This is a genomic window from Plastoroseomonas hellenica, from assembly GCF_018129085.1.
GTDB classification, from domain to species: domain Bacteria; phylum Pseudomonadota; class Alphaproteobacteria; order Acetobacterales; family Acetobacteraceae; genus Plastoroseomonas; species Plastoroseomonas hellenica.
Window position 1 is genome coordinate 51547 of sequence record NZ_JAAGBB010000017.1, and the last position, 18256, is coordinate 69802.

At 72.1% G+C, this 18256-nt stretch carries 22 protein-coding genes; 13 read left to right on the top strand and 9 right to left on the bottom strand.

Translation table 11 applies throughout. The features are described from left to right. Positions 1-163: 163 nt before the first annotated feature. Genes GXW71_RS15365 through GXW71_RS15395 form a run of 7 tightly spaced genes read right to left on the bottom strand, consistent with a single transcriptional unit; the run spans position 164 to position 6918 of the window. Positions 164-3229, bottom strand: a complete 3066-nt coding sequence (locus GXW71_RS15365; RefSeq protein ID WP_211853408.1) for a hypothetical protein — start codon at positions 3227-3229, stop codon at positions 164-166. Next, positions 3229-3834 (bottom strand): hypothetical protein, encoded by a 606-nt coding sequence (locus GXW71_RS15370; RefSeq protein ID WP_211853409.1) that lies wholly within the window; start codon positions 3832-3834, stop codon positions 3229-3231. Before GXW71_RS15370 ends, GXW71_RS15365 begins: the two co-directional genes overlap by 1 nt. Continuing rightward, positions 3827-4213 (bottom strand): chemotaxis response regulator CheY, encoded by a 387-nt coding sequence (locus GXW71_RS15375; protein ID WP_211853410.1) that lies wholly within the window; start codon positions 4211-4213, stop codon positions 3827-3829. Before GXW71_RS15375 ends, GXW71_RS15370 begins: the two co-directional genes overlap by 8 nt. Positions 4214-4239: 26 nt before the next feature. Next, positions 4240-4917 carry a MotE family protein gene (locus tag GXW71_RS15380; RefSeq protein WP_211853411.1) on the bottom strand — a complete coding sequence of 226 codons (678 nt, stop codon included), beginning with the start codon at positions 4915-4917 and terminating at the stop codon, positions 4240-4242. After that, entirely contained in the window at positions 4914-5345 is a 432-nt protein-coding gene (locus GXW71_RS15385; RefSeq protein ID WP_211853412.1) for a DUF6468 domain-containing protein, read from the bottom strand. The genes GXW71_RS15380 and GXW71_RS15385 overlap by 4 nt, the downstream gene beginning before the upstream one ends. Next, positions 5342-6436, bottom strand: coding sequence for a flagellar motor switch protein FliM (fliM, locus tag GXW71_RS15390; RefSeq protein ID WP_211853413.1), 1095 nt, complete (start codon positions 6434-6436; stop codon positions 5342-5344). Before fliM ends, GXW71_RS15385 begins: the two co-directional genes overlap by 4 nt. Next, complete coding sequence (locus GXW71_RS15395; protein ID WP_211853414.1) at positions 6433-6918, bottom strand: flagellar basal body-associated FliL family protein; 486 nt, start codon at positions 6916-6918, stop codon at positions 6433-6435. Before GXW71_RS15395 ends, fliM begins: the two co-directional genes overlap by 4 nt. 245 nt (positions 6919-7163) lie before the next feature. On the opposite strand from GXW71_RS15395, the gene GXW71_RS15400 reads away from it, so the two are divergent. The 6 genes from GXW71_RS15400 to GXW71_RS15425 all read left to right on the top strand — a co-directional run bounded on the left by GXW71_RS15400 (position 7164) and on the right by GXW71_RS15425 (position 12127). Then, the gene (locus GXW71_RS15400) at positions 7164-7907 is read left to right on the top strand and encodes a flagellar hook-basal body complex protein (RefSeq protein WP_211853415.1); all 744 of its coding nucleotides are present in this window, start codon (positions 7164-7166) and stop codon (positions 7905-7907) included. 26 nt (positions 7908-7933) lie between these two features. Next, positions 7934-8719 (top strand): flagellar basal-body rod protein FlgG, encoded by a 786-nt coding sequence (gene flgG / locus GXW71_RS15405; protein ID WP_211853416.1) that lies wholly within the window; start codon positions 7934-7936, stop codon positions 8717-8719. 11 nt (positions 8720-8730) lie between these two features. Next, positions 8731-9711, top strand: a complete 981-nt coding sequence (flgA, locus tag GXW71_RS35470) for a flagellar basal body P-ring formation chaperone FlgA (protein WP_211853417.1) — start codon at positions 8731-8733, stop codon at positions 9709-9711. A gap of 20 nt (positions 9712-9731) precedes the next feature. After that, entirely contained in the window at positions 9732-10466 is a 735-nt protein-coding gene (gene flgH, locus GXW71_RS15415; protein WP_211853418.1) for a flagellar basal body L-ring protein FlgH, read from the top strand. Between the two features lie 139 nt (positions 10467-10605). After that, positions 10606-11400: an MORN repeat-containing protein gene (locus GXW71_RS15420; RefSeq protein ID WP_211853419.1), complete on the top strand. Its 795-nt coding sequence runs from the start codon at positions 10606-10608 to the stop codon at positions 11398-11400. A 13-nt stretch (positions 11401-11413) separates the two neighbouring features. Continuing rightward, a complete protein-coding gene (locus tag GXW71_RS15425) occupies positions 11414-12127 on the top strand; it encodes an SOS response-associated peptidase (RefSeq protein ID WP_211853420.1) in 714 nt (237 codons plus the stop codon). A gap of 21 nt (positions 12128-12148) precedes the next feature. On the opposite strand, the gene dksA is transcribed toward GXW71_RS15425, so the two are convergent. Next, positions 12149-12565, bottom strand: coding sequence for an RNA polymerase-binding protein DksA (gene dksA / locus GXW71_RS15430; protein ID WP_211853421.1), 417 nt, complete (start codon positions 12563-12565; stop codon positions 12149-12151). A 142-nt stretch (positions 12566-12707) separates the two neighbouring features. Then, the gene (locus tag GXW71_RS15435; protein WP_211853422.1) at positions 12708-13130 is read right to left on the bottom strand and encodes a flagellar assembly protein FliX; all 423 of its coding nucleotides are present in this window, start codon (positions 13128-13130) and stop codon (positions 12708-12710) included. Positions 13131-13422: 292 nt separating this feature from the next. On the opposite strand from GXW71_RS15435, the gene GXW71_RS15440 reads away from it, so the two are divergent. The 7 genes from GXW71_RS15440 to GXW71_RS15470 all read left to right on the top strand — a co-directional run bounded on the left by GXW71_RS15440 (position 13423) and on the right by GXW71_RS15470 (position 18256). Next, on the top strand, positions 13423-14529 hold the full coding sequence (locus tag GXW71_RS15440; RefSeq protein WP_408901826.1) for a flagellar basal body P-ring protein FlgI: 1107 nt from the start codon (positions 13423-13425) through the stop codon (positions 14527-14529). After that, positions 14529-14876 (top strand): rod-binding protein, encoded by a 348-nt coding sequence (locus GXW71_RS15445; protein WP_211853424.1) that lies wholly within the window; start codon positions 14529-14531, stop codon positions 14874-14876. Before GXW71_RS15440 ends, GXW71_RS15445 begins: the two co-directional genes overlap by 1 nt. Then, positions 14873-15277 (top strand): hypothetical protein, encoded by a 405-nt coding sequence (locus GXW71_RS15450; protein WP_211853425.1) that lies wholly within the window; start codon positions 14873-14875, stop codon positions 15275-15277. Before GXW71_RS15445 ends, GXW71_RS15450 begins: the two co-directional genes overlap by 4 nt. A 158-nt stretch (positions 15278-15435) precedes the next feature. Continuing rightward, on the top strand, positions 15436-15963 hold the full coding sequence (locus GXW71_RS15455) for a permease (RefSeq protein ID WP_211853426.1): 528 nt from the start codon (positions 15436-15438) through the stop codon (positions 15961-15963). Then, positions 15960-16475 carry a hypothetical protein gene (locus GXW71_RS15460; RefSeq protein WP_211853427.1) on the top strand — a complete coding sequence of 172 codons (516 nt, stop codon included), beginning with the start codon at positions 15960-15962 and terminating at the stop codon, positions 16473-16475. Before GXW71_RS15455 ends, GXW71_RS15460 begins: the two co-directional genes overlap by 4 nt. A 33-nt stretch (positions 16476-16508) precedes the next feature. Beyond that, positions 16509-17282: a RibD family protein gene (locus GXW71_RS15465; protein WP_211853428.1), complete on the top strand. Its 774-nt coding sequence runs from the start codon at positions 16509-16511 to the stop codon at positions 17280-17282. Next, positions 17279-18256: a zinc-dependent alcohol dehydrogenase gene (locus GXW71_RS15470; protein WP_211853429.1), complete on the top strand. Its 978-nt coding sequence runs from the start codon at positions 17279-17281 to the stop codon at positions 18254-18256. Before GXW71_RS15465 ends, GXW71_RS15470 begins: the two co-directional genes overlap by 4 nt.

Below are 18256 nucleotides of genomic sequence, written 5' to 3' on the forward strand. Positions count from 1 at the left end.
CGGGTCGACGGCGCGGGCATATGCGGCACCCGGCCCCCCTCCGCAAGCGAAAATCCCGTGGCGGGACCGAAATTTCTGCGGACCTCCCCCGTCCGCGACGCGGCACTCCGCCTGCGGACCCCCGGGGGACGGCGGAAAACTCACCGCCAAGGCCGCGCTGGCGTCAGTCCGCGCGCCGCGCCGCCAGCCGCCCCGGCAGGGCGCGCATCAGGTCCAGCTCCCGCTGCAGGCGCGCCAGATCGGCGATGCCGCGCAGCGGATCGGAGGTGAGCAGGCCGAAGGCTTCGGCCAGCGGCCCCTCCCCCATGCGCGGCTTCAGCGAGTCCTTCAGGACGGCGAGCCGTGCATCGTCGCCGGCGAGCGCCGCGAAAGCTGCAAGCCGCGTCGCGTCCCGCCGCTGCGCGTCATCCAGCGCCGCGGGTGCCGGCGGCAGGCTCGCGGTCAGGTGACGGGACAGCGCCTCGGCCGCACCCGCCCAGTCCTGCACATCGGCGCGCAAGGCGGCGAGCGGCGCGAAGCCGGCGTCGCCGAGCGAGACCAGCAGCGCTTCGGCGGCCTGGCGCTCGCTGCGCATGGCGAGCGCGCGTGCGCGCAGCACGCCGCGTTCGACGACAAGGGGTGCCGGCAATCCGTCGAAGCCGGTTGCATCCAGCACGGTGAGCGCCGCCGCGGCATCGCGCTCCGCCAGGCGCAGCGCCGCGAGCCGGGCGCCGAAGCCAGCCCGGCCGGCGCGCGTGGTGGCGCGATCGGCGGCTTCCTGGAACAGCGCCGCCGCGCGGTCGGGCAGATCGAGCTCGACCAGCCGTCCGGCCAGCCCGGCGAGCGCTTCGGCGCCCTCGGGGCCCCTCGGCAGCAGATCCCGATGCGCATCGAACAGCGCCACGGCCGAGACGGGGGGATCGGATATCAGCGCCTCCGCGAAGCTGCCGGCGATGTCGGGGGCGAGTGCCGCCGCCTGATCCGGGAACATCACCGCGGTCTCGCGCAGCAGATCGAAAGCCTGGCGCGCCGCGCCGGTCTGGCGCCGCAACGCCGCGATGCGGCGCCGCGTAGCCAGCTCCTCCGCATCGCCGCGCCAGGCGAAGACCGCCCGCTCCAGCGCGCCGGCAGCGCCGGCGGCATCGATGCGTCCGGTCGCCAGGCGCAATTCCGTCGCCCGCCGCAACGCCCGCGCGCGCCGCAGCCGGTCCACGCCCTGGGCCACCGCATCATAGCGCGTCAATGCATCCTCGGCCCGGCCTTCCGCCTCGGCGACGCGCGCCCTTGCGTAGCCGAAGCTGGCGTCGTCCGGCAGCGCCGCCAGCAGCCGCTGCGCGGCGCGCGGATCGGCCTCGGCCAGCGCGTCGGCGACGAGCGGCAGCAGGCGCTGGCGAACCGCCTCCGGGTAGACCATCAGCAGCGGCAGCGCCGGCACGATGCCCGAGGCCGCAGCATCCATCTCGCCCCGCGCCGCGGCGAGCAGCCCGCGCCACAGCGCGGTCTCATCGGTTGCCGGCAGCCGCCGGTCCTCGATACCCCGCGCATCCGCGACACGTCCGGCGAGCAGTGCTGCCACGCCCTGCCCCAGCAGCAGGCGCGCATCGCCCCGCACCCGCGGATCCTCTTGCAGAGCGAGGCCTGCCATCGCCTGCGCTTCCTGCGGCATGCCGAGGGCGAGCAGGGTTTCCATCGCCTCCCGCCGCAGCGGTCCGCGCGCCAGCGGCGCAGCGCCGGCGATCGCCGCCTGCTGGTCGCGCAGCCGGTCCTGCAGGACGGCAGGCGGCAGGGTCGGCAGGTCGAAGACCCGCGTCAACGCCGCTGCCTCCGCCACCGGCTCCAGGCCGCCGGGCGTCCCGAAGCGCAGGGTGTCGCCCGGCGCCGCGGTCAGCAGGATGCGATCGGAGAGGCTGCGCAGCACCAGGCGGTCGCTGCGCGCCAGCACCGCCGCGCCCTGCTGCGTCGGCAGCAATTCCAGGTCGGGCATGCGGCGTGCGGCCGCGAAGCCCTGGCCGGGGACAGCGAGCGTCGCGACCAGCAACGGCATGCCGGTTTCGGGATCCTGCAGCGCGAGTGCGCGGCCGCTGCCTTCGGTCGCGATCACAAGGCGGGCCGGCGGGCCGGGCTCGGGCTCCGCCGAGATGCCGGGACGGCGCGACGGCGCCTCCACGCGCATCGCTTCGAGCACCCAGGTCGCGCCTTCGCGCCGGGGCAGCAGGCCGCCGCCGGCCGCCATCGGCAGGCGCAACACGACGCCGTCGGGCAAGGTCCAGCTATCGGCGGCGCCAAAGACCGGGTCGCCCCGCAACGCCGTCAGGTCGAGCGGGGCCTTGGCGTCGAACACCGCGAGCACCGCGCCACCACGCCGAAACACGGCGACGCCGGTGCCGTCTGGGAAGGCCAGCGCAACCGCGCGGCCCGGCGCGACCACCCGTGCGGGAACGGCGCCCGGCACGGCCGCAGATGTGCGTGTTTCCGCCCCGCTCGGCAGGGCCTCGACCGATACCGGCGCGACCGGCGCGGCGACCGGGGGTGCGGCCGTCGGTGCTGCCGTTGGCGCTGCGGCCGGAGCGGGACGCGGGTCCGACCGGACGCTCTCCGATGGCGGAGGCGAAGGCCGGGGAGGCGAAGCTGTGCGGCGCGCCTCCTGCTGGCGCTGCTCCTGCGGCCCCGCCTCCTGCTGGCGCGCTTCCTGCTGGCGCGCTTCCTGCTGGCGCGCTTCCTGCTGGCGCGCTTCCTGTGGGCGCGCTTCCTGTTGAGGTGGTTCGTCGCGGCGGGAATCCCGCCGGCGCGGCTCCCCGCGGCGGGGTTCCCGGCGCGCCTCCTGCTGGCGCGGCGCCTCGGCAGGCTGCTGGGTCGCGGCAGCCGGCGTGGACGGCGATCGGACCGGGCGCTCCGCAGCGGCCGGCGCGTTTTCCGCGTCCACCACCACGCGCTCCCCGAGGCGGAAATGCCGCAGCCGGGCCCCGGCGGCGGCGGTCACCACCACGGCGTCGCCATCCATCGCGAGGCCCAGGATGTTGCGCGGCAGGCGGTTCGCCCCCGGCAGCGCCGGCGGCGGTGCATCGAAGCGCAGCAGCAAGCGGTCGCCCTGCACCTCCGCGCGGTAGGCCGTGCCCGATGCCGGTAGGTCAAAGACCAGGCGCCCGAATCCGGCATGGGTGCCCATGCGCAGCGCGATCGCGCGCGGCTCTTGCGCCTGCGCTGGCAGCGCCAGCGCCAGGACCACGAGGGCAAGCCGCGCGGCGCGCATCAGTCGAAACTCGCCAGCAGACGATCGATCTCTTCCTGCGACACGCCGGCGCCGGGAAGCTGCGGCCCATTGGCCAGTGCCTGCCCCTGGGTCAGCGCCGGACCGACCGCCGGTGCCGGTGCCGATGCCTGCGCGGCGGCGACACGGCCGTTGGCGGCGCCGGTCACCGCGTCCACTCGCGCCTCGATCGCCTTCAGCGCGCCGACGACCTTGCTGATCCGCTGCCCGGTGATGTCCTGGAAGCTGCAGGCCTCGTAGATGCGGGTGACCGCGTCCTGCATCCGCTGCGCCGGCTCCGCCGGCAGGCTGCCCTGGAGCTGCTCCAGCAACTCACAGGCGTCGAGGATCTCGTTCGTCGCCTTGGCGGTGTTCTCGACGATCGCGTCCAGCTCGTCAGTGGCGCTCGGGATGTGGCTGCCCGTGATGTCGTCGACCTGCAGCGCCGCGATTTCCGACTTGACGCGCGCCACGGTGCGGCCAAGCGCCGTCAGCTCGGCCAGCAGCACCGCTTCCTTGGCGGTGAGGTCGCCAGTCATGCTGACCAGGATCTGGCGCACCACCGCTTCGATCCGATCGTCTTCCGGAGCGATACCGCCGTCAGGCATGGACCAGCACCTTCTCGATCTTCTCGCGCAGCGTCTCCGCATTGAAGGGCTTTACGATGTAGTTGGAGACACCGGCCGCCTTGGCCGCGATCACGTTCTCGGTCTTGCTCTCGGCGGTGATCATGATGAAGGGCAGGTTGCGCAGCCGCTGGTCGGCCCGCACTTCCTTGAGCAGGTCGAGCCCGGTCATCGGCGCCATGTTCCAGTCGCTGATCACCAGTCCGAAATTGCCGGCGCGCAGCTTGGACAGCGCCTCCTGCCCGTCCGTCGCCTCGTCCACATTGTCGAACTCAAGCTGTTTGAGCAGATTGCGGATGATGCGCAGCATCGTCCGGTAGTCGTCGACGATCAGGACATTGATGCTTTTATCAAGGGCCATGGTTCAGTTCCTGCCTTCCCGCTCGCTCAGTTGTTCGGGTTGCGCTGAGCGCGGAAGCGCGCCAGCTCGGCGGTGAGCGACCGCGCCCGATCGGGGCGCATGGCGCCGATCACCGGTGCCGCCTTCCGCTCACCCATGCGATCCAGGATCTGTACCAGGACAGGCATTTCCAGATCGTCAAAGATCGCGGCCGCGTCGCGCGCCCGCATATTCTCGTAGAGGCGCACCAGCCCGCGCCAGCCGGCTTCGTCGCGCTCGCCCCGGGCGCTCTCCATCGCCTCCAGCCGGCGACGCATGGCGCTGAGTTCCTCGATGCGCTGCTGCAGCCGACGCTCGGCGGCCGCGAGCATCACCTCGCGCTGCACCGCGGCCTGCTCGCGCGCCTCCAGCTCGGCGCGCCGGGCGCGCAACTGCTCCAGCACGGCACGTTCCGCGGCGATGGCGGGATCGGGGGCGGCCGCGGGCGACGCGGCAGGGGGAAGCGCCGCCGCAGGAGCCGGCGCAGGTGCAGCAGCCGCTGCGGGGGTGGCGGCCGGCGCGCGCGTCTCCTCGGAGGCGCGTGCGGGGGCGATCATCGCGAAGGCGGCCGACGCTGCGGCCTGCCCAGACGGCGCCTTGGCGCTGCGCCACAGGGTTTCCGCCTTCAGCAGGAACAGGGCGCCCATCGCCGTCACCGCGACGGGCAGGATGCGCGGCCGCCTCATCGTGCCATCCTCAGGGCGCGCATCAGGTCCCGCTCGGCCTGGCTGCGCGGCGCTGCAGTATCCTCGGTTGCCGGAGCAGCCGGCGTGGCCTCGGCCGCCAGCGGCCGCGCTGTGCGCACCAGCACATCGAGCCGATCGGCGAGGCTCTCGGCCCGCTCGGTCAGATAGCGCAGGTCATCGCGCAGCCGCTCCGCCGCACCGGCGCGTTCGTCGAGCTGACGGATCTCCTCCTCCGCCGTCGCACGAAGACGACGGAGCGTCGCATCCGCCGCCGACGCCGCTTCGGCGAGCCCCTGGGCGGAACCATCGAGCGCGCCGCGGTCGCGCCGCAAAGCCGAAAGGCCGCGCTCCAGCCGGATCACGAAGGGGATCGCAGCCCCCAGCAGTAGCAGCAGCACGAGCTGCAGGCCCCATTCGAAAGCGCTCATGCCGATGCCTCCCCCGTCGGCAGGCGGGGATCGGCCGTCTCCTGGCGCAACTCGCGCTCGATGCGGACGGCGAGGCGTTCCTCCCGCCGGCCGAGCTGCGCCTCGAACATCGCGACGTCGCCGCAGCGCAGCCGCACCGGCGAGCCCGGCGTGACGCCAAGCGCGATGCGGTCGCCCACCTTGAGATTGAGGACGGTCGAAAGCGGCATCACCTGCTCGGCCAGCACCACCTCGAGCGCGACCGCGGTGTCGCGGAGCTGCTCGGCCAGGTGGGTCTCCCAGATGCTGTCGCGGCCGAACTTTTCGCCCATGAACTGCTGCAGCAGCATCTCGCGCACCGGCTCGAGCGTCGCATAGGGCAGCAGCATTTCGATCCGGCCGCCGCGATCCTCCATGTCGACGCGCAGCTTAACCAGCACGCAGGCGTTGGAAGCGCGGCTGATCGCGGTGAAGCGCGGGTTCACCTCCAGCCGCTCGAAGCGGAAATTGACCGGGCAGAGCGGCTCGAAGGCATCGGTGAGGTCGGAGAGCACGACGGTCACCAGCCGTTCCACCAGTGTCCGTTCGATCGTGGTGTAGGGGCGCCCCTCGACGCGCATCGCGGCGGTGCCGCGGCGACCACCGAGCAGAACGTCGACGACCGAATAGATCAGCGGGCTGTCGACCACGATCAGCCCGTAATTGTCCCATTCCTCGGCCTGGAACACCGCCAGCATCGCCGGCAGCGGCACCGAGTTGAGGTAATCCCCGAAGCGCAGCGAGGAGATCGCGTCGATCGAGACCTCGACGTTATCGGAGGTGAAGTTGCGCAGCGTCGTCGACATCAGCCGCACCAGCCGGTCGAAGACGATCTCCAGCATCGGCAGGCGCTCGTAGGAGACGAGGCCCGAGCTGATGATGCGCTCGATTCCGGTCAGCGCCTCGCCGTCGCCGGCGCCGCCGCCGAAGCCCAGCAGGCTGTCGATCTCCGCCTGGTTCAGGACGCGGGTCGCCTCAGGCAGGCTGGGCGCGGCCGGTTCGCCGTCATCCTCCAGCGCGGCGCCCCAGGCGGCGGCCAGGTCTTCTTCGCTCTCGGGTCCGGTGCCGCTCATTGCACGATGATCTCGATGAACAGGACATCGGTGATGCGCGCCGGGGCGACGGCGATATTAGCGCGCGCCAGCAGTTCCTCCCGGAGGCGATAGGTGCCGGCGCTGCCGCGCAGCTCCTCCGGCCGCATCTCGCGGAGATAGGTCTGGAAGAGGTCCATCAGGCGCGGCATCGCCGCCTGCACCGCCGGCACCTCGTCACCGCGCGAGACCTCGATCTTGCTGCGCAGCTTCAGGAAGACGGGCCGGCGGCCCGGGACATTGAGGTTGGTGATGATCTCGGGCATGTCGATGAAGGCCGGCGGCGGCACTTCCGCGCGCTGCGGCGCCTCGGCTGCATGACCGGCACCGAACACGCCGGAGAACCACAGCCCGGCACCCGCCCCCGCCAGCAGCAGCGGCAGGGCCAGAAGCACAAGCTTCTTCCGCCCGCCACGCGCGGGGGGTGCCTCCGCACCTTCCGCCTTGCCGGCCTCGGCCGCCATCGCTTCTCCGCCTTCTGCTGCGTGCCGGAGCCTTCTGCCCCGTCGCATCCGCACCATGCCCTCCGGAGGCTTAAGAGACCGTTTGGGCAGGGCGGAAGCCTTGCAGGGCAGCTTCCGGCCGGGTCGCGGCAGAAACTGCCGGCCCCGGGCAGCCCTCGCCGCCTCAAACCGCCGCATCCGCTGGCACGGGGCTTGCGGTCATCCCCGCCGACGCGGCCCCCCTTGGGCTGCCGGAGGGTTCGACGATGGACAGTGCCGGCTATGTGATCCTCTCCCGCCTCACGCTCCAGGAGCGTGCGACGGCGGTGCTCGCGAACAACGTCGCGAACGCCGATACGCCCGGCTTCCGTGCCAACCGCACCCTCTTCGGGGAGCAGATCAGCCGCGCGGCCGGTGTCGAAGGGCCGGCGGCACTCCGCCGCACCGCCTATGTCCAGGACCGTGCGACCTGGCGGCAGGGCGAGCAGGGCCCGGTCCAGCAGACCGGCAACCCGCTCGACGTCGCGATCACCGGGGACGGCTTCTTCGGCGTCGAGACGCCGCGCGGCGAGCGCTTCACCCGCGCCGGTCGCTTCAGCCTCGGCCCGGACGGCCGGATCCTGGACATGCAGGGCAATGCCCTGCTTTCCGACCAGGGGCAGCCGCTGGCGATCGCGCCCGGCGACACCCGGATCGAGATCCTGGGCGACGGCACGGTGCGTTCCGAGAACGGGCCGATCGGCAAGCTCCGCGTGGTCCGCTTCGAGGACACGCAGCGCCTGAGGGCCGAAGGGGACCGGCATTACGATGCCGCCGGCGAGCAGCCGCTGCCGGTGGATCGCCCCGCCCTGATCCAGGGCGCGGTCGAGGGCAGCAATGTCCAGCCGATCGCCGAGATGACCCGGCTCACCGCCGAGCTCCGCGAATTCCAGTTTGCGACCCAGTTCGCCGAGAACGAGGGCCAGCGCGTGCAGAGCGTGATCGACCGCCTGCTCCGCACCCGTAACTGACGCCCGACCTCCAAAAGGACACGCCGATGCGCTCGCTCAACATCGCCTCGACCGGCATGATGGCCCAGCAGACCAATGTCGAGGTCATCTCCAACAACATCGCCAACCTCTCGACCACCGGCTACAAGCGCCGGCGCGCCGAGTTCCAGGATCTGATCTACCAGAACCTCCGCCGCACTGGCACGCAGAGCGCCGAGACTGGCACGGTGCTGCCCTCCGGCGCGCAGATCGGCCTCGGCGTCAGGACGGCGGCGATCTACCGGATCAGCGAGCAGGGCAACCTGCAGCAGACCGAGAACCGCTTCGACCTCGCGATCCGCGGCAACGGCTTCTTCCAGGTCACGCTGCCCTCCGGCGAGACCTCCTATACCCGCGACGGCACCTTCGGCCTGTCGCCCGAGGGGCAGATCGTCACCGCCGAGGGCTATGTGGTGCAGCCCGGCGTCACCATCCCGCCCAACGCCGTGGACGTGACCATCAACGCCTCGGGCGAGGTGCTGGTGAAGCTCGACGGCCAGGTGGCCCTGCAGAATGTCGGGCAGATCCAGCTTGCGATCTTCGCCAATGAGGGCGGGCTCGACGCCGTCGGCGGCAACATGTTCCTGGCGACGCCGGCCTCCGGCCAGCCGCAGCAGGCCGCACCTGGCCAGCCGGGCTACGGCCAGATGATGCAGGGCTTCGTCGAGACCTCGAACGTCAATGTCGTGTCGGAGATCACGTCGCTGATCACCGCGCAACGCGCCTACGAGATGAACTCGAAGGTCATCACCGCGAGCGACGAGATGCTCCGCACCCTGACCTCGATGCGCTGAGGGGGATGATCGTGCAACGCCGCGCCCTGCTTGCCGCCCTCCCCGCCCTGGCGCTCGCCCGCCGCGGCTCCGCCCAGGAGATGGTCGCCGTGCGGCCGCTCGCGCTGGTCGATGGCGAGGTGATCCGTCTCTCCGATCTTTTCGAGAATGCCGGCCCACGCGGCGACGTCACGCTCGGCGCCGCGCCGCCGCCCGGGCGCCGCATGCTGATCGAAGCGCCGCAGCTCGTCGCCATCGCGCGCCTCTATGGGTTGGCCTGGCGTCCGCTCAGCGCCAATGAACGCGTGGTCGTGGAACGCCCCGGCCGCCCCGTCGGCCGCGAGGAGATCACGGAAGCGCTCAGGGCCGAGCTGCTCCAACTCGGCATGGACGAGGATGCGGAGCTGGAGCTGCCGGGGCTGATCCCGCCCATGGTGCCGGTCACCGCGGCGGTGCAGGTCGCTTACGAAGGCAGCCATTTCGACCCGGCGAGCCAGCGCTTCGCCACCACGCTGGTGGTGATGGCCGACGGCATGCCGGCGCTGCGCGCGCGGCTGACCGGCCGGGCTCTGCCGACCGTGCCGGTCGTCGTCGCGACGCGCCGCATGCTGCTCGGCGACGTGGTCACCCCCGGCGACGCGCGGCTGATCCGCATGCGCGCGGAGCGGGTGCGCGGGGGCACCTCGCAGCGGCTCGAGGACGTCGTGGGCCGTCAGCTCCGGCGCCCGATCGGCTCCGCGGTCGCCTTCATCCAGGCCGATCTCGGTGCGCCCAACCTCGTCATCCGCAACGAGCCGGTGACCCTGGTGCTGGAATCGCCCGGCATCTCGCTGACCGCCGCCGGCCGGGCCCTGGAATCGGCCGCCGTCGGGGAGACGGTGCCGGTGATGAACCTCGGCTCCCGCCTGGTGGTGGAAGGAACCGTCATCGGCCTGGGCCGGGTGCGCGTCCTGCCCGGCGCGGTGCCGCTGCAGCGCACGCCGCCCGCCTATCTCGCCTCCGTCCCCCGCTGATCCCTCGGAGATCCCGCGCCATGCGCCGCCTTCTTCTCCTGCTGCCGCTCCTCGCCGTCTCCGCCTGCGGCTCGCTCGAACGTCTTTCCCGCGTCGGGCGCGACCCGGACATGGACCCGATCACCAGCCCGACCGCCGATCCGCGCTGGCGCCCGGTCACCATGCCGATGCCGGCGCCGGGCGAGCCGCTGACCGTCGCGAACAGCCTCTGGCGTCCCGGCAGCCGCACCTTCCTGCGCGACCAGCGCGCGGCGCAGGTGGGCGATATCGTCACTGTCCTGGTCTCCATCCAGGACGAGGCGGAGCTGCAGAACCGCACCCAGCGTGCGCGCAACAACAGCGAAGGCATGGGGCTGCCGCGGATCCTGGGCCTCGAGAGCTCGCTGACCCGCATCCTGCCGAACGCCATCGACCCGTCGCGCCTCGTCGAGGCGAGCAGCACCAGCGGCGTCGACGGCAATGGCAGCGTCCGCCGCAACGAGACCGTGACTTTGCGCGTCGCGGCGACCGTCGCGCAGTTGCTGCCGAACGGGAACCTGGTGGTCGCCGGGCGCCAGCAGGTGCGGGTGAACAGCGAGCTGCGGGAATTGCAGGTCAGCGGCGTCATCCGTTCGCAGGACATCGCCTCCGACAACACGGTGCGCCATGACCGGCTGGCCGAGGCGCGCATCGCCTATGGCGGACGCGGCACCATCAGCGATGTGCAGCGGCCGCGCTACGGGCAGGAAGTGATGGATATCCTGATGCCCTTCTGACCCCGACGGGGCGTGATCGTCGCCGGCCAGGACGGCCGCGGCGGTGAATCACGCACTCCAGAACGGAGAATGGATCATGGGCGGTTCAAGACGGGCCGCCCATGATCTAGCGTCCCAGCCGGACTCGAGGGGAACCGGCATGGCGCGGATACAGAGTGGTCTCAGCGCGGCGATGGCCGCCATTCTGGCCGCGGCCTGCACCCCCGCTGCCGATGGCGGGTCGCCAGTCGCCTCGCCGCCGGTCGCGGCGGCAATATCTGCATCCGCGCCGCGCCGCGCGGTCCCCGCACCCCGCCCCGCCGCGCCACCTGCCGCAGCGCTCGCAGCACCCGGCGGCGCCGGCTGGCTGGTCGATGCCGCGAGTGGCTGCTGGCTCTGGACTCACACCGCAGCGCCCGGCGTCGCGGCATCCTGGACCGGCGCCTGCCCGCGCGGCCCGGCCGAAGGCCCGGGCGAGGCGCGCTTCACCTGGCCCCAGGACGGCGCCGCGCGCGCCAGGACCGTGACCGGCAATTTCCGCCGCGGCCGCATCGAGGGCGAAGGCAGCGCCATCGCCCCGGGCGGTGAGCGCTACACCGGCAGTTTCCGCGACGGGCGCGGCAATGGCCGCGGCCGCATCCTGTTCCCCAATGGCAACACCTATGAAGGCGGCATCGTGGACGACCGCGCGCAGGGCCGCGGCGTCTATACCTTCACGAATGGCGACCGCTATGAGGGCGACCTGATCGCCAATCTGGCGACCGGGCGCGGCGTCTATACCTGGGGCAACGGCGACCGCTACGAGGGCGGCATCCGCGACAACCGACCGGATGGCCAGGGCAGCTATCAGACGCAACGCGGCCTCTTCGCGGGCACCTGGAACTATGGCTGCTTCCGCGATCCCGCGAGCGGCACGCGGGTCGCCATGTGGCGCGACATCGCGGAATGCCCGTGACGGTGCCCGGTTGATGTGCGGTCGCTATTTCCTGTTCCGGCCTCCCGCCGAGCTGGCGCAGTACGCCGAGTCCGCCCTGGCGTCGAACCATCCGCCTTCCTGGAACATCGCGCCGACGCAGGAGAGCCTGGTGGTCCGCCGTCACCCACAAAGTGGCGAGCGCCATCTCGATGCCCTGCGCTGGGGCCTGGTGCCGCATTGGGCGAAGGATGCAACGGGCGCGGCCAGGCTGATGAACGCCCGTGCCGACGGGCTGGCGGAGAAGCCCTCCTTCCGGGAGGCCTTCGTAAAGCGGCGTTGCCTGGTGCCGATGGATGGCTTCTACGAATGGCGGAAGGACGGGGATCGGAAGCAGGCCTATGCCGCAGCGCTCACGTCCGGCGAGCCGATGCTGGTGGCGGGCCTCTGGGAAGGGTGGAAGCAGCCGGACGGCAGCTGGCTCCGCACCTATACGGTCATCACCACCGAATCGAACCCGAAACAGGCGCTGGTGCATCCGCGCATGCCGGCGATCCTGCCGCCGATGCTGTGGGATGCCTGGCTTGGCGCGGAGGAGGCGACGCCCGACGAGCTGCTGGCGATGCTGGAACCCTGCCTGGCCGAGGAGCTCGCAATCTGGCCAGTTGACAACCGCGTGGGGAAATTCGCGGAAAACGATGCCGGGCTGCTGCAGCGTGACCCGCTGGCGGTGCCGCCGCCGGAGCTGGACGATCCGCCGCCGTTCTGAGAGGGAAGCCGGGAACCGCGATCAGTCGTCGCGGTGGACCTTTTCCATCTTCTCGTGGCGCTCCTGTGCCTCGATCGACATGGTCGCGATCGGGCGGGCCTCCAGCCGGCGCAGGCCGATCGGCTCGCCGGTCTCCTCGCAATAGCCGTAGGTGCCGTTCTCGATGCGCTCGATCGCCTGGTCGATCTTGCTGATCAGCTTGCGGGCCCGATCCCGGGTGCGCAGCTCCAGGGCCCGGTCGGTCTCGACGCTGGCACGGTCGGTGAGATCCGCTTCGGTGATCCCCCCTTCAGACAGGGAGGACAGCGTCTCCCCGGCCTCGCGCAGCAGATCCTGACGCCAGCGCAGCAGCTTCTGGCGGAAATACTCCTGCTGCAGGGGGTTCATGAACTCCTCGGCGTCCGAGGGTTTGTAGTCCGGCGGCAGCGTCACGAGCATCGCGGTCTTCCCCCGCCCAGGGCCCGGCTGCCGCACCGCGGTCGATCCGCGAGGGTCCCCCTTGGGCGCCGGTTCTATACGCGCGAGGCCCCATCCAAGCCAAGGGGGGGAATTTCGGCAAAGCCCTGAAGAGGCGCGGTTTTCACTCCCGTGCCATAAGCCCGGCGCATTCGAGGCGTGCCAGTTCCACCCGGGCGCGCAGCGCGATGGCCGCCACTGCCTCGGCGAGCGCCGGATCGGCGGCCTGCTCGCCCCCCGACAGGCTGGCCAGCCGGGCGAGCCGCGCGGGGTCGAGTCGCCCGCCCAGCAACGCCACCTGGACCTCCTGCAGCTCCTCCAGCAGGGCCAGGCCGCGCTTGCGCGCCCGCGCGTCGCGTTCTTCGGCCGTGCTGCCTTCCTGCAGAGAGAGCAGCCCAAAATCCACCGCCTGTGCTGCCGCCGCAGCGCCGGCGCGTGCCGCCGGTGCCTCCTCGGCGACGCCCAGCCGGAAGGCGGTGCCTCCGCGCCCCGCTCTCGCCGGCGCAACCGGGCCGCTGCCCGGCGTGATGCCTCGGATGCCGCTCATCGGCTACTCCAGTTCCCGGGTCGGCTTTCGCGCTGTCGCGCTCGCCTCAATCGCCCCAGCCTTTCTCGTTCCTGCGCGTATCTACACCGGTTCGGGTGAATTCACTCCAAACCGGCCGCTCCGGGCGACCATCCCGTGCCGCCCCCCGGCAGGTGGCGCCGGGTCCCGGCAAGCCTTGCCGGGCTCTGCCCTGAAAAACCGGTCCCAGGGCTGGCACGGCGGTTGCCCTGTCCGTCCTGGGCGGTGGCGCAGTCGTGCCGCCCGCCAGAACGGAGACCGGAGAGTGACGGGTATTCCTTTCCCGAAGGCGAAGATCGCCCTCGCGCTGCTGCTGCTGCTCGTGGCGCCCGCCGCCTTCGGCCAAGTCCGCATCAAGGACATCGCCGATGTGGAGGGGGTTCGCGACAACCAGCTCGTCGGCTACGGCCTCGTCGTCGGCCTCAATGGCACCGGCGACCGGCTGCGCAACGCGATCTTCACCCGCCAGTCCCTGGTCGGCATGTTGGAGCGGCTCGGCGTCAACACCCGCGACAACGAGACCCGGCTCGACACCCGCAACGTCGCCGCGGTGATGGTGACGGCGAATCTGCCCGCCTTCTCCCGCCCCGGCAGCCGAATCGACATCGCCGTCTCGGCGCTCGGCGACGCGACCGACCTGCAGGGCGGCACCCTGATCGTGACCCCGCTGCTGGCCGCCGATGGCGAGGTCTATGCCGTCGCCCAGGGCGCGATCGCGACCGGCGCCATCGCAGCGCGCGGCGCCGGCGCCAGCGTCACCCGCGGCGTGCCGACCTCCGGCCGCATCACCTCGGGCGCCATCGTGGAGCGGGAGATCCCCTTCCAGCTCGCCGGGCGCAACCAGCTGCGCCTGGCGCTGCGCAATCCGGATTTCACGACGGCGCGCCGCATCGCCGCGGCCATCAACCGCACCGCGCGCAGCGAGATCGCGGTCGCGAGCGATCCGCGCACGGTCTCCGTCGCGCTGGCCGGCCGCGACCCGGTCGGCTTCATGACCGACATCGAGCAGCTTCGCATCGAGCCCGACCAGGCGGCACGCGTGGTGATCGAGGAGGCCTCCGGCACCATCGTCATGGGTGCGGGCGTCAGGGTCTCCACCGTCGCGATCGCCCAGGGCAACCTGACGATCCGGGTCACCGAAACCCCGCAGGTCAGCCAGCCGAATGCACTCTCCGGCGGGCAGACCGTGGTGGTGCCGCGCACCCAGATCGAGGTCGACGACCAGCGCGAGCGCCGGATGGGCGTGCTGCCGGCCTCCGTCACGCTGCAGGACCTGGTCCGTGGCCTGAACAGCCTGGGCGTCGGGCCACGCGACCTCATCACCATCCTGCGCACCATCAAGGCTGCCGGCGCCCTGCAGGCCGAGCTGGAGCTGCGCTGATGCCAGCCCCCGCCCCGTCGGCCCCCCTGGCCGCCCTCGCCCCGCCCTCCGCGCCCGGCGTCAGCGCCCCGCGCGCCTCCGCCGACCAGGGGCGGATGCGTGAAGCGGCCCGCAGGTTCGAGGCCCAGATGCTCGGCCAGATGCTGCAGCCGATGTTCGCCACCGCGGATCTGTCGCGCAGCCGCTTCGGCGGCGGCACCGGCGAGGCGCAGTGGCAGCCGATGCTCGTCGATGCCTTTGCCCAGGCAGCCTCCCGCCGCGGCGGCTTCGGCATCGCCGATGCCGTCTATCGCGAAATGCTCCGCGTGCAGTCCGCACGCTCCACCCGAGGGAACCCTGCTCCATGATGGACGTCCTGCTCCGCGCCGGTCACCGGCTCGCCGAGGCGCTCGCCGCCGAGAATGCGGCGCTCGCCAAGCTCGACCTGGCCACGGCCGGCCAGCTCGCCGGCGACAAGCTCCGCGCGACCGATGCCTTCGCCGCCGCCGCGCAGAGCTGCCAGAAGCTCGGTACCCGCGCCGTCGGGCCGGAGCAGTCGGTCGCGCGCGCGCTGGCCGCCCATATCGCGACCCTCGGCGAAGAGAATCGCCGCCTGCTCCAGCGCGCCATCGCGCTGCAGTCGCGGGTGATCGAGACCATCGCGCAGGCGGCGCTGCCCTCAGCGAACCCGCTGCCGGGCTATGCGAACCTGGCGCGGCGGCCGATCCAGCAGCCGGCCTCGGCCCTCGCGCTCTCCGCCCGGATCTAAGGCTTGCACTTGCGGCGTTGATCGAAGAGCGATCAACGCCCCCTCCAACGCCGGGCGCAGGCCATCCGGCCTGCTTGGCTTCGCCGAAGTACTCGTGCCGTTCATATACTGCAGCGCAGCATCTTGCGGGGTGAAGGCGGCAGGCGCAGCCTGGGGAGGTGCCTGCATTCCTCCGCCAGAACTTGGCCCTCCTCGTCATCTGCGTCATCGGCGTCGCGGCCGCGATCGGCACGTATGAGCTGCGCGGGCCAGCCGCCTTCCGCCATGCGCTCGAATCGGCGGGCGGCATGCTGCTCTTCATCCTGCCGGCCATCATCGGCGGGCTGCTGCTCGCGGGCGCACTGAAGCAACTGGTCCCACCGGGGGCGCTGGCACGCTGGATGGGGGCGGATGCCGGCATCCGCGGCCTCGCCATCGCGACGCTCGCCGGCATGGCAACGCCGGGCGGGCCGATGGCGGCCTTTCCCCTGGTGCTGGTGCTCGCCCAAGCAGGGGCGGATCGCGGCGCGCTGGTTGCCTTCATCTTCGCCTGGTCGCTGAACGGCTTCCAGCGCCTGCTGGTCTATGAGGTGCCGCTGCTCGGCGCCGATTTCACCCTCATGCGCTTCCTCGTCACGCTGCCGCTGCCGCTGCTCGCGGGCTGGCTCGGCCGGATGATCCCGATCCGCTGGACGCCGCCGCAATGAGCGCGACGCAGGGGCTGCTGTGGCTGATGGCCCTGATCGCCTTCGGCTTCTGCCTCAGGCGCGGTGGCGGCATGGCGATCCGCGCCGCGAAGGATGGCGGCCACAGCCTGCTGCGGGTGCTGCCCCTCTTTGCCGCCGCGCTGCCGATGTCCGCCTTCCTGGCGGAGCTGGTGCCGGCCGATATCGCGGAGGGCTGGCTCGGCCATGAATCCGGGCTGACCGGCATCCTCATCGCCTCGCTGGCCGGCGGCTTCATCCCCGGCGGGCCCTTTGTCTCCTTCCCCCTGGTGCTGACCTTCACCAAGGCCGGCGCCGGCGTGCCGCAGATGGCGGCCTTGGTGACCGGCTGGGCGATCTACGGCTTTCACCGCGTCATCGCCTGGGAATTGCCGGTGCTGGGCCCGCGCTTCGTCCTGCTGCGCATGCTGGCGGGCCTGGCGCTGCCGGTGCTGACGGGACTGGGGGTGGAACTGCTGCTGCCCTTCTTCCCCAATGCGCTGCTCCACCGGTGACAGGGCGCCCGGCCTCGGGCATATCGCCGCGCAATGGGAGATCAGGGCGAGGATCGCGACTGGCAGGCCGTGCTGCGCGCCCGCGACGGCGCCGCGGTACCCACCGGTTCGCTTGGCGAACTCTTCGCGCCGGTGCTCGCGCCGGCCGCGGCGGGCGATGGCTGCCGCGTGATCGGGCGGCTGTGCCAGACGCTCGACGGGCGGATCGCGACCGCCAGCGGCTCCTCGCAATGGATCGGCGGGCCCGGCGACATCCGGCACACGCATCGGCTGCGCGCGCTCTGCCATGGCGTGATCGTCGGCGCCGGCACGGTCGCCGCCGATGATCCGCGCCTGACGACGCGCGAGGTCGCAGGGCCCGACCCCATGCGCATCGTGCTCGATGCCCGGGCCCGGCTGCCTCCCACGCACCGCGTCTTCAACGGTGGCCCGCCGACCCTGCTGGTCGTCGCCGCCGACGCGCCTGCCGGCGCCATGCATGGCGATGCCCGCGTGCTGCGCCTGGCGGGCAGCGGCGCGATCGACATCCCCGCGCTGTTGCGTGTACTCGCCGCCGAGGGGCTGACGCGGCTCTTCGTCGAAGGTGGCGGCGTCACCGTCTCCCGCTTTCTCGCCGAAGGCTGCCTCGATCGTCTGCATGTGACGGTGGCGCCGGTGCTGCTCGGCTCCGGTATTCCCGCCTTCACTTTGCCGCAGGCCGGACGGATAGAGGACGGGCTGCGCACCAGCTTCCGTGTCTTCCCGATGGAACCCGACATCCTGCTCGACATCCCGCTCGACCGCGCGCGCCCGAAGGTCTGCCGGTGAAGGCGCGCGCCCTCTGGGCGACGGCGCCCGGCACCTGCGCGATCCGGGAGGAGGTGCTGCCGCCGCGCGCGTCGGACCAGGCGCTCGTCCGCACCCTCGTCACCGGCATCAGCCGCGGCACCGAACGCCTGGTGCTCGCCGGCCGGGTGCCGGAAAGCCAGTGGCCGGTGATGCGCGCGCCGCTGATGGGCGGCGATTTCCCCTTCCCGGTGAAGTACGGCTACAGCGCGGTCGGCATTGTCGAGGAGGGGCCGGAAGCGCTGGCCGGCCGCCGCGTCTTCTGCCTGCATCCCCACCAGGACCGCTTCCTCGCCCCTGCCGGCATGTGCATCCCCATCCCCGATGCGGTGCCGGATGCGCGTGCCGCGCTCGGCGCGAACATGGAAACCGCGCTCAATATCCTCTGGGATGCGCGGCCGCTCGCCGGCGAACGCATGCTGGTGATCGGTGCCGGCGTGGTCGGGCTGCTCGCGGCCTACCTGCTCGCGCAGATCCCGGGCGCCGAGGTGGTGGTGACCGATATCGACCCGTACCGCCGCGCCGTCGCCGAAGCCCTCGGCGCCCGCTTCGCGGCGCCCGAGGACGTGCCCGGCGAGCGCGACCTGGTCATCCATGCCTCCGCCGCACCCGCCGGCCTGCGCCGGGCGTTGGAGCTCTGCGCCTTCGAGGCGCGGATCGTGGAGGCGAGCTGGTTCGGCGACAGCGAGTGCCCGCTGCCCCTCGGCGAAGCCTTCCATGCGAAGCGCCTGTCCATCGTCTCGACCCAGGTCGGCGCCGTCGCACCCGCGATGCGCGGCCGCCGCACCCATGGGGAACGGCTGGCGCTGGCGCTGGCGCTGCTCGCCGATCCCAGGCTCGATGCGCTGGTCGGCCCCGCGACCCGCTTCCCGGATCTGCCGGCGGCGCTGCCCGGCCTGCTGTCGCCGCCCGCGGGAGAGCCCGCGCCGCTCTGCCCCACTGTCTCCTATACATAA

What these genes read in the sequence shown, in the direction of transcription:
- GXW71_RS15365 (WP_211853408.1), bottom strand. Translation starts at nt 3,229, where the DNA reads ATGCGCGCCGCGCGGCTTGCCCTCGTGGTCCTGGCGCTGGCGCTGCCA.
- GXW71_RS15370 (WP_211853409.1), bottom strand. Translation starts at nt 3,834, where the DNA reads ATGCCTGACGGCGGTATCGCTCCGGAAGACGATCGGATCGAAGCGGTG.
- GXW71_RS15375 (WP_211853410.1), bottom strand. Translation starts at nt 4,213, where the DNA reads ATGGCCCTTGATAAAAGCATCAATGTCCTGATCGTCGACGACTACCGG.
- GXW71_RS15380 (WP_211853411.1), bottom strand. Translation starts at nt 4,917, where the DNA reads ATGAGGCGGCCGCGCATCCTGCCCGTCGCGGTGACGGCGATGGGCGCC.
- GXW71_RS15385 (WP_211853412.1), bottom strand. Translation starts at nt 5,345, where the DNA reads ATGAGCGCTTTCGAATGGGGCCTGCAGCTCGTGCTGCTGCTACTGCTG.
- fliM (WP_211853413.1), bottom strand. Translation starts at nt 6,436, where the DNA reads ATGAGCGGCACCGGACCCGAGAGCGAAGAAGACCTGGCCGCCGCCTGG.
- GXW71_RS15395 (WP_211853414.1), bottom strand. Translation starts at nt 6,918, where the DNA reads ATGGCGGCCGAGGCCGGCAAGGCGGAAGGTGCGGAGGCACCCCCCGCG.
- GXW71_RS15400 (WP_211853415.1), top strand. Translation starts at nt 7,164, where the DNA reads ATGGACAGTGCCGGCTATGTGATCCTCTCCCGCCTCACGCTCCAGGAG.
- flgG (WP_211853416.1), top strand. Translation starts at nt 7,934, where the DNA reads ATGCGCTCGCTCAACATCGCCTCGACCGGCATGATGGCCCAGCAGACC.
- flgH (WP_211853418.1), top strand. Translation starts at nt 9,732, where the DNA reads ATGCGCCGCCTTCTTCTCCTGCTGCCGCTCCTCGCCGTCTCCGCCTGC.
- GXW71_RS15420 (WP_211853419.1), top strand. Translation starts at nt 10,606, where the DNA reads ATGGCGCGGATACAGAGTGGTCTCAGCGCGGCGATGGCCGCCATTCTG.
- GXW71_RS15425 (WP_211853420.1), top strand. Translation starts at nt 11,414, where the DNA reads ATGTGCGGTCGCTATTTCCTGTTCCGGCCTCCCGCCGAGCTGGCGCAG.
- dksA (WP_211853421.1), bottom strand. Translation starts at nt 12,565, where the DNA reads ATGCTCGTGACGCTGCCGCCGGACTACAAACCCTCGGACGCCGAGGAG.
- GXW71_RS15435 (WP_211853422.1), bottom strand. Translation starts at nt 13,130, where the DNA reads ATGAGCGGCATCCGAGGCATCACGCCGGGCAGCGGCCCGGTTGCGCCG.
- GXW71_RS15445 (WP_211853424.1), top strand. Translation starts at nt 14,529, where the DNA reads ATGCCAGCCCCCGCCCCGTCGGCCCCCCTGGCCGCCCTCGCCCCGCCC.
- GXW71_RS15450 (WP_211853425.1), top strand. Translation starts at nt 14,873, where the DNA reads ATGATGGACGTCCTGCTCCGCGCCGGTCACCGGCTCGCCGAGGCGCTC.
- GXW71_RS15460 (WP_211853427.1), top strand. Translation starts at nt 15,960, where the DNA reads ATGAGCGCGACGCAGGGGCTGCTGTGGCTGATGGCCCTGATCGCCTTC.
- GXW71_RS15465 (WP_211853428.1), top strand. Translation starts at nt 16,509, where the DNA reads ATGGGAGATCAGGGCGAGGATCGCGACTGGCAGGCCGTGCTGCGCGCC.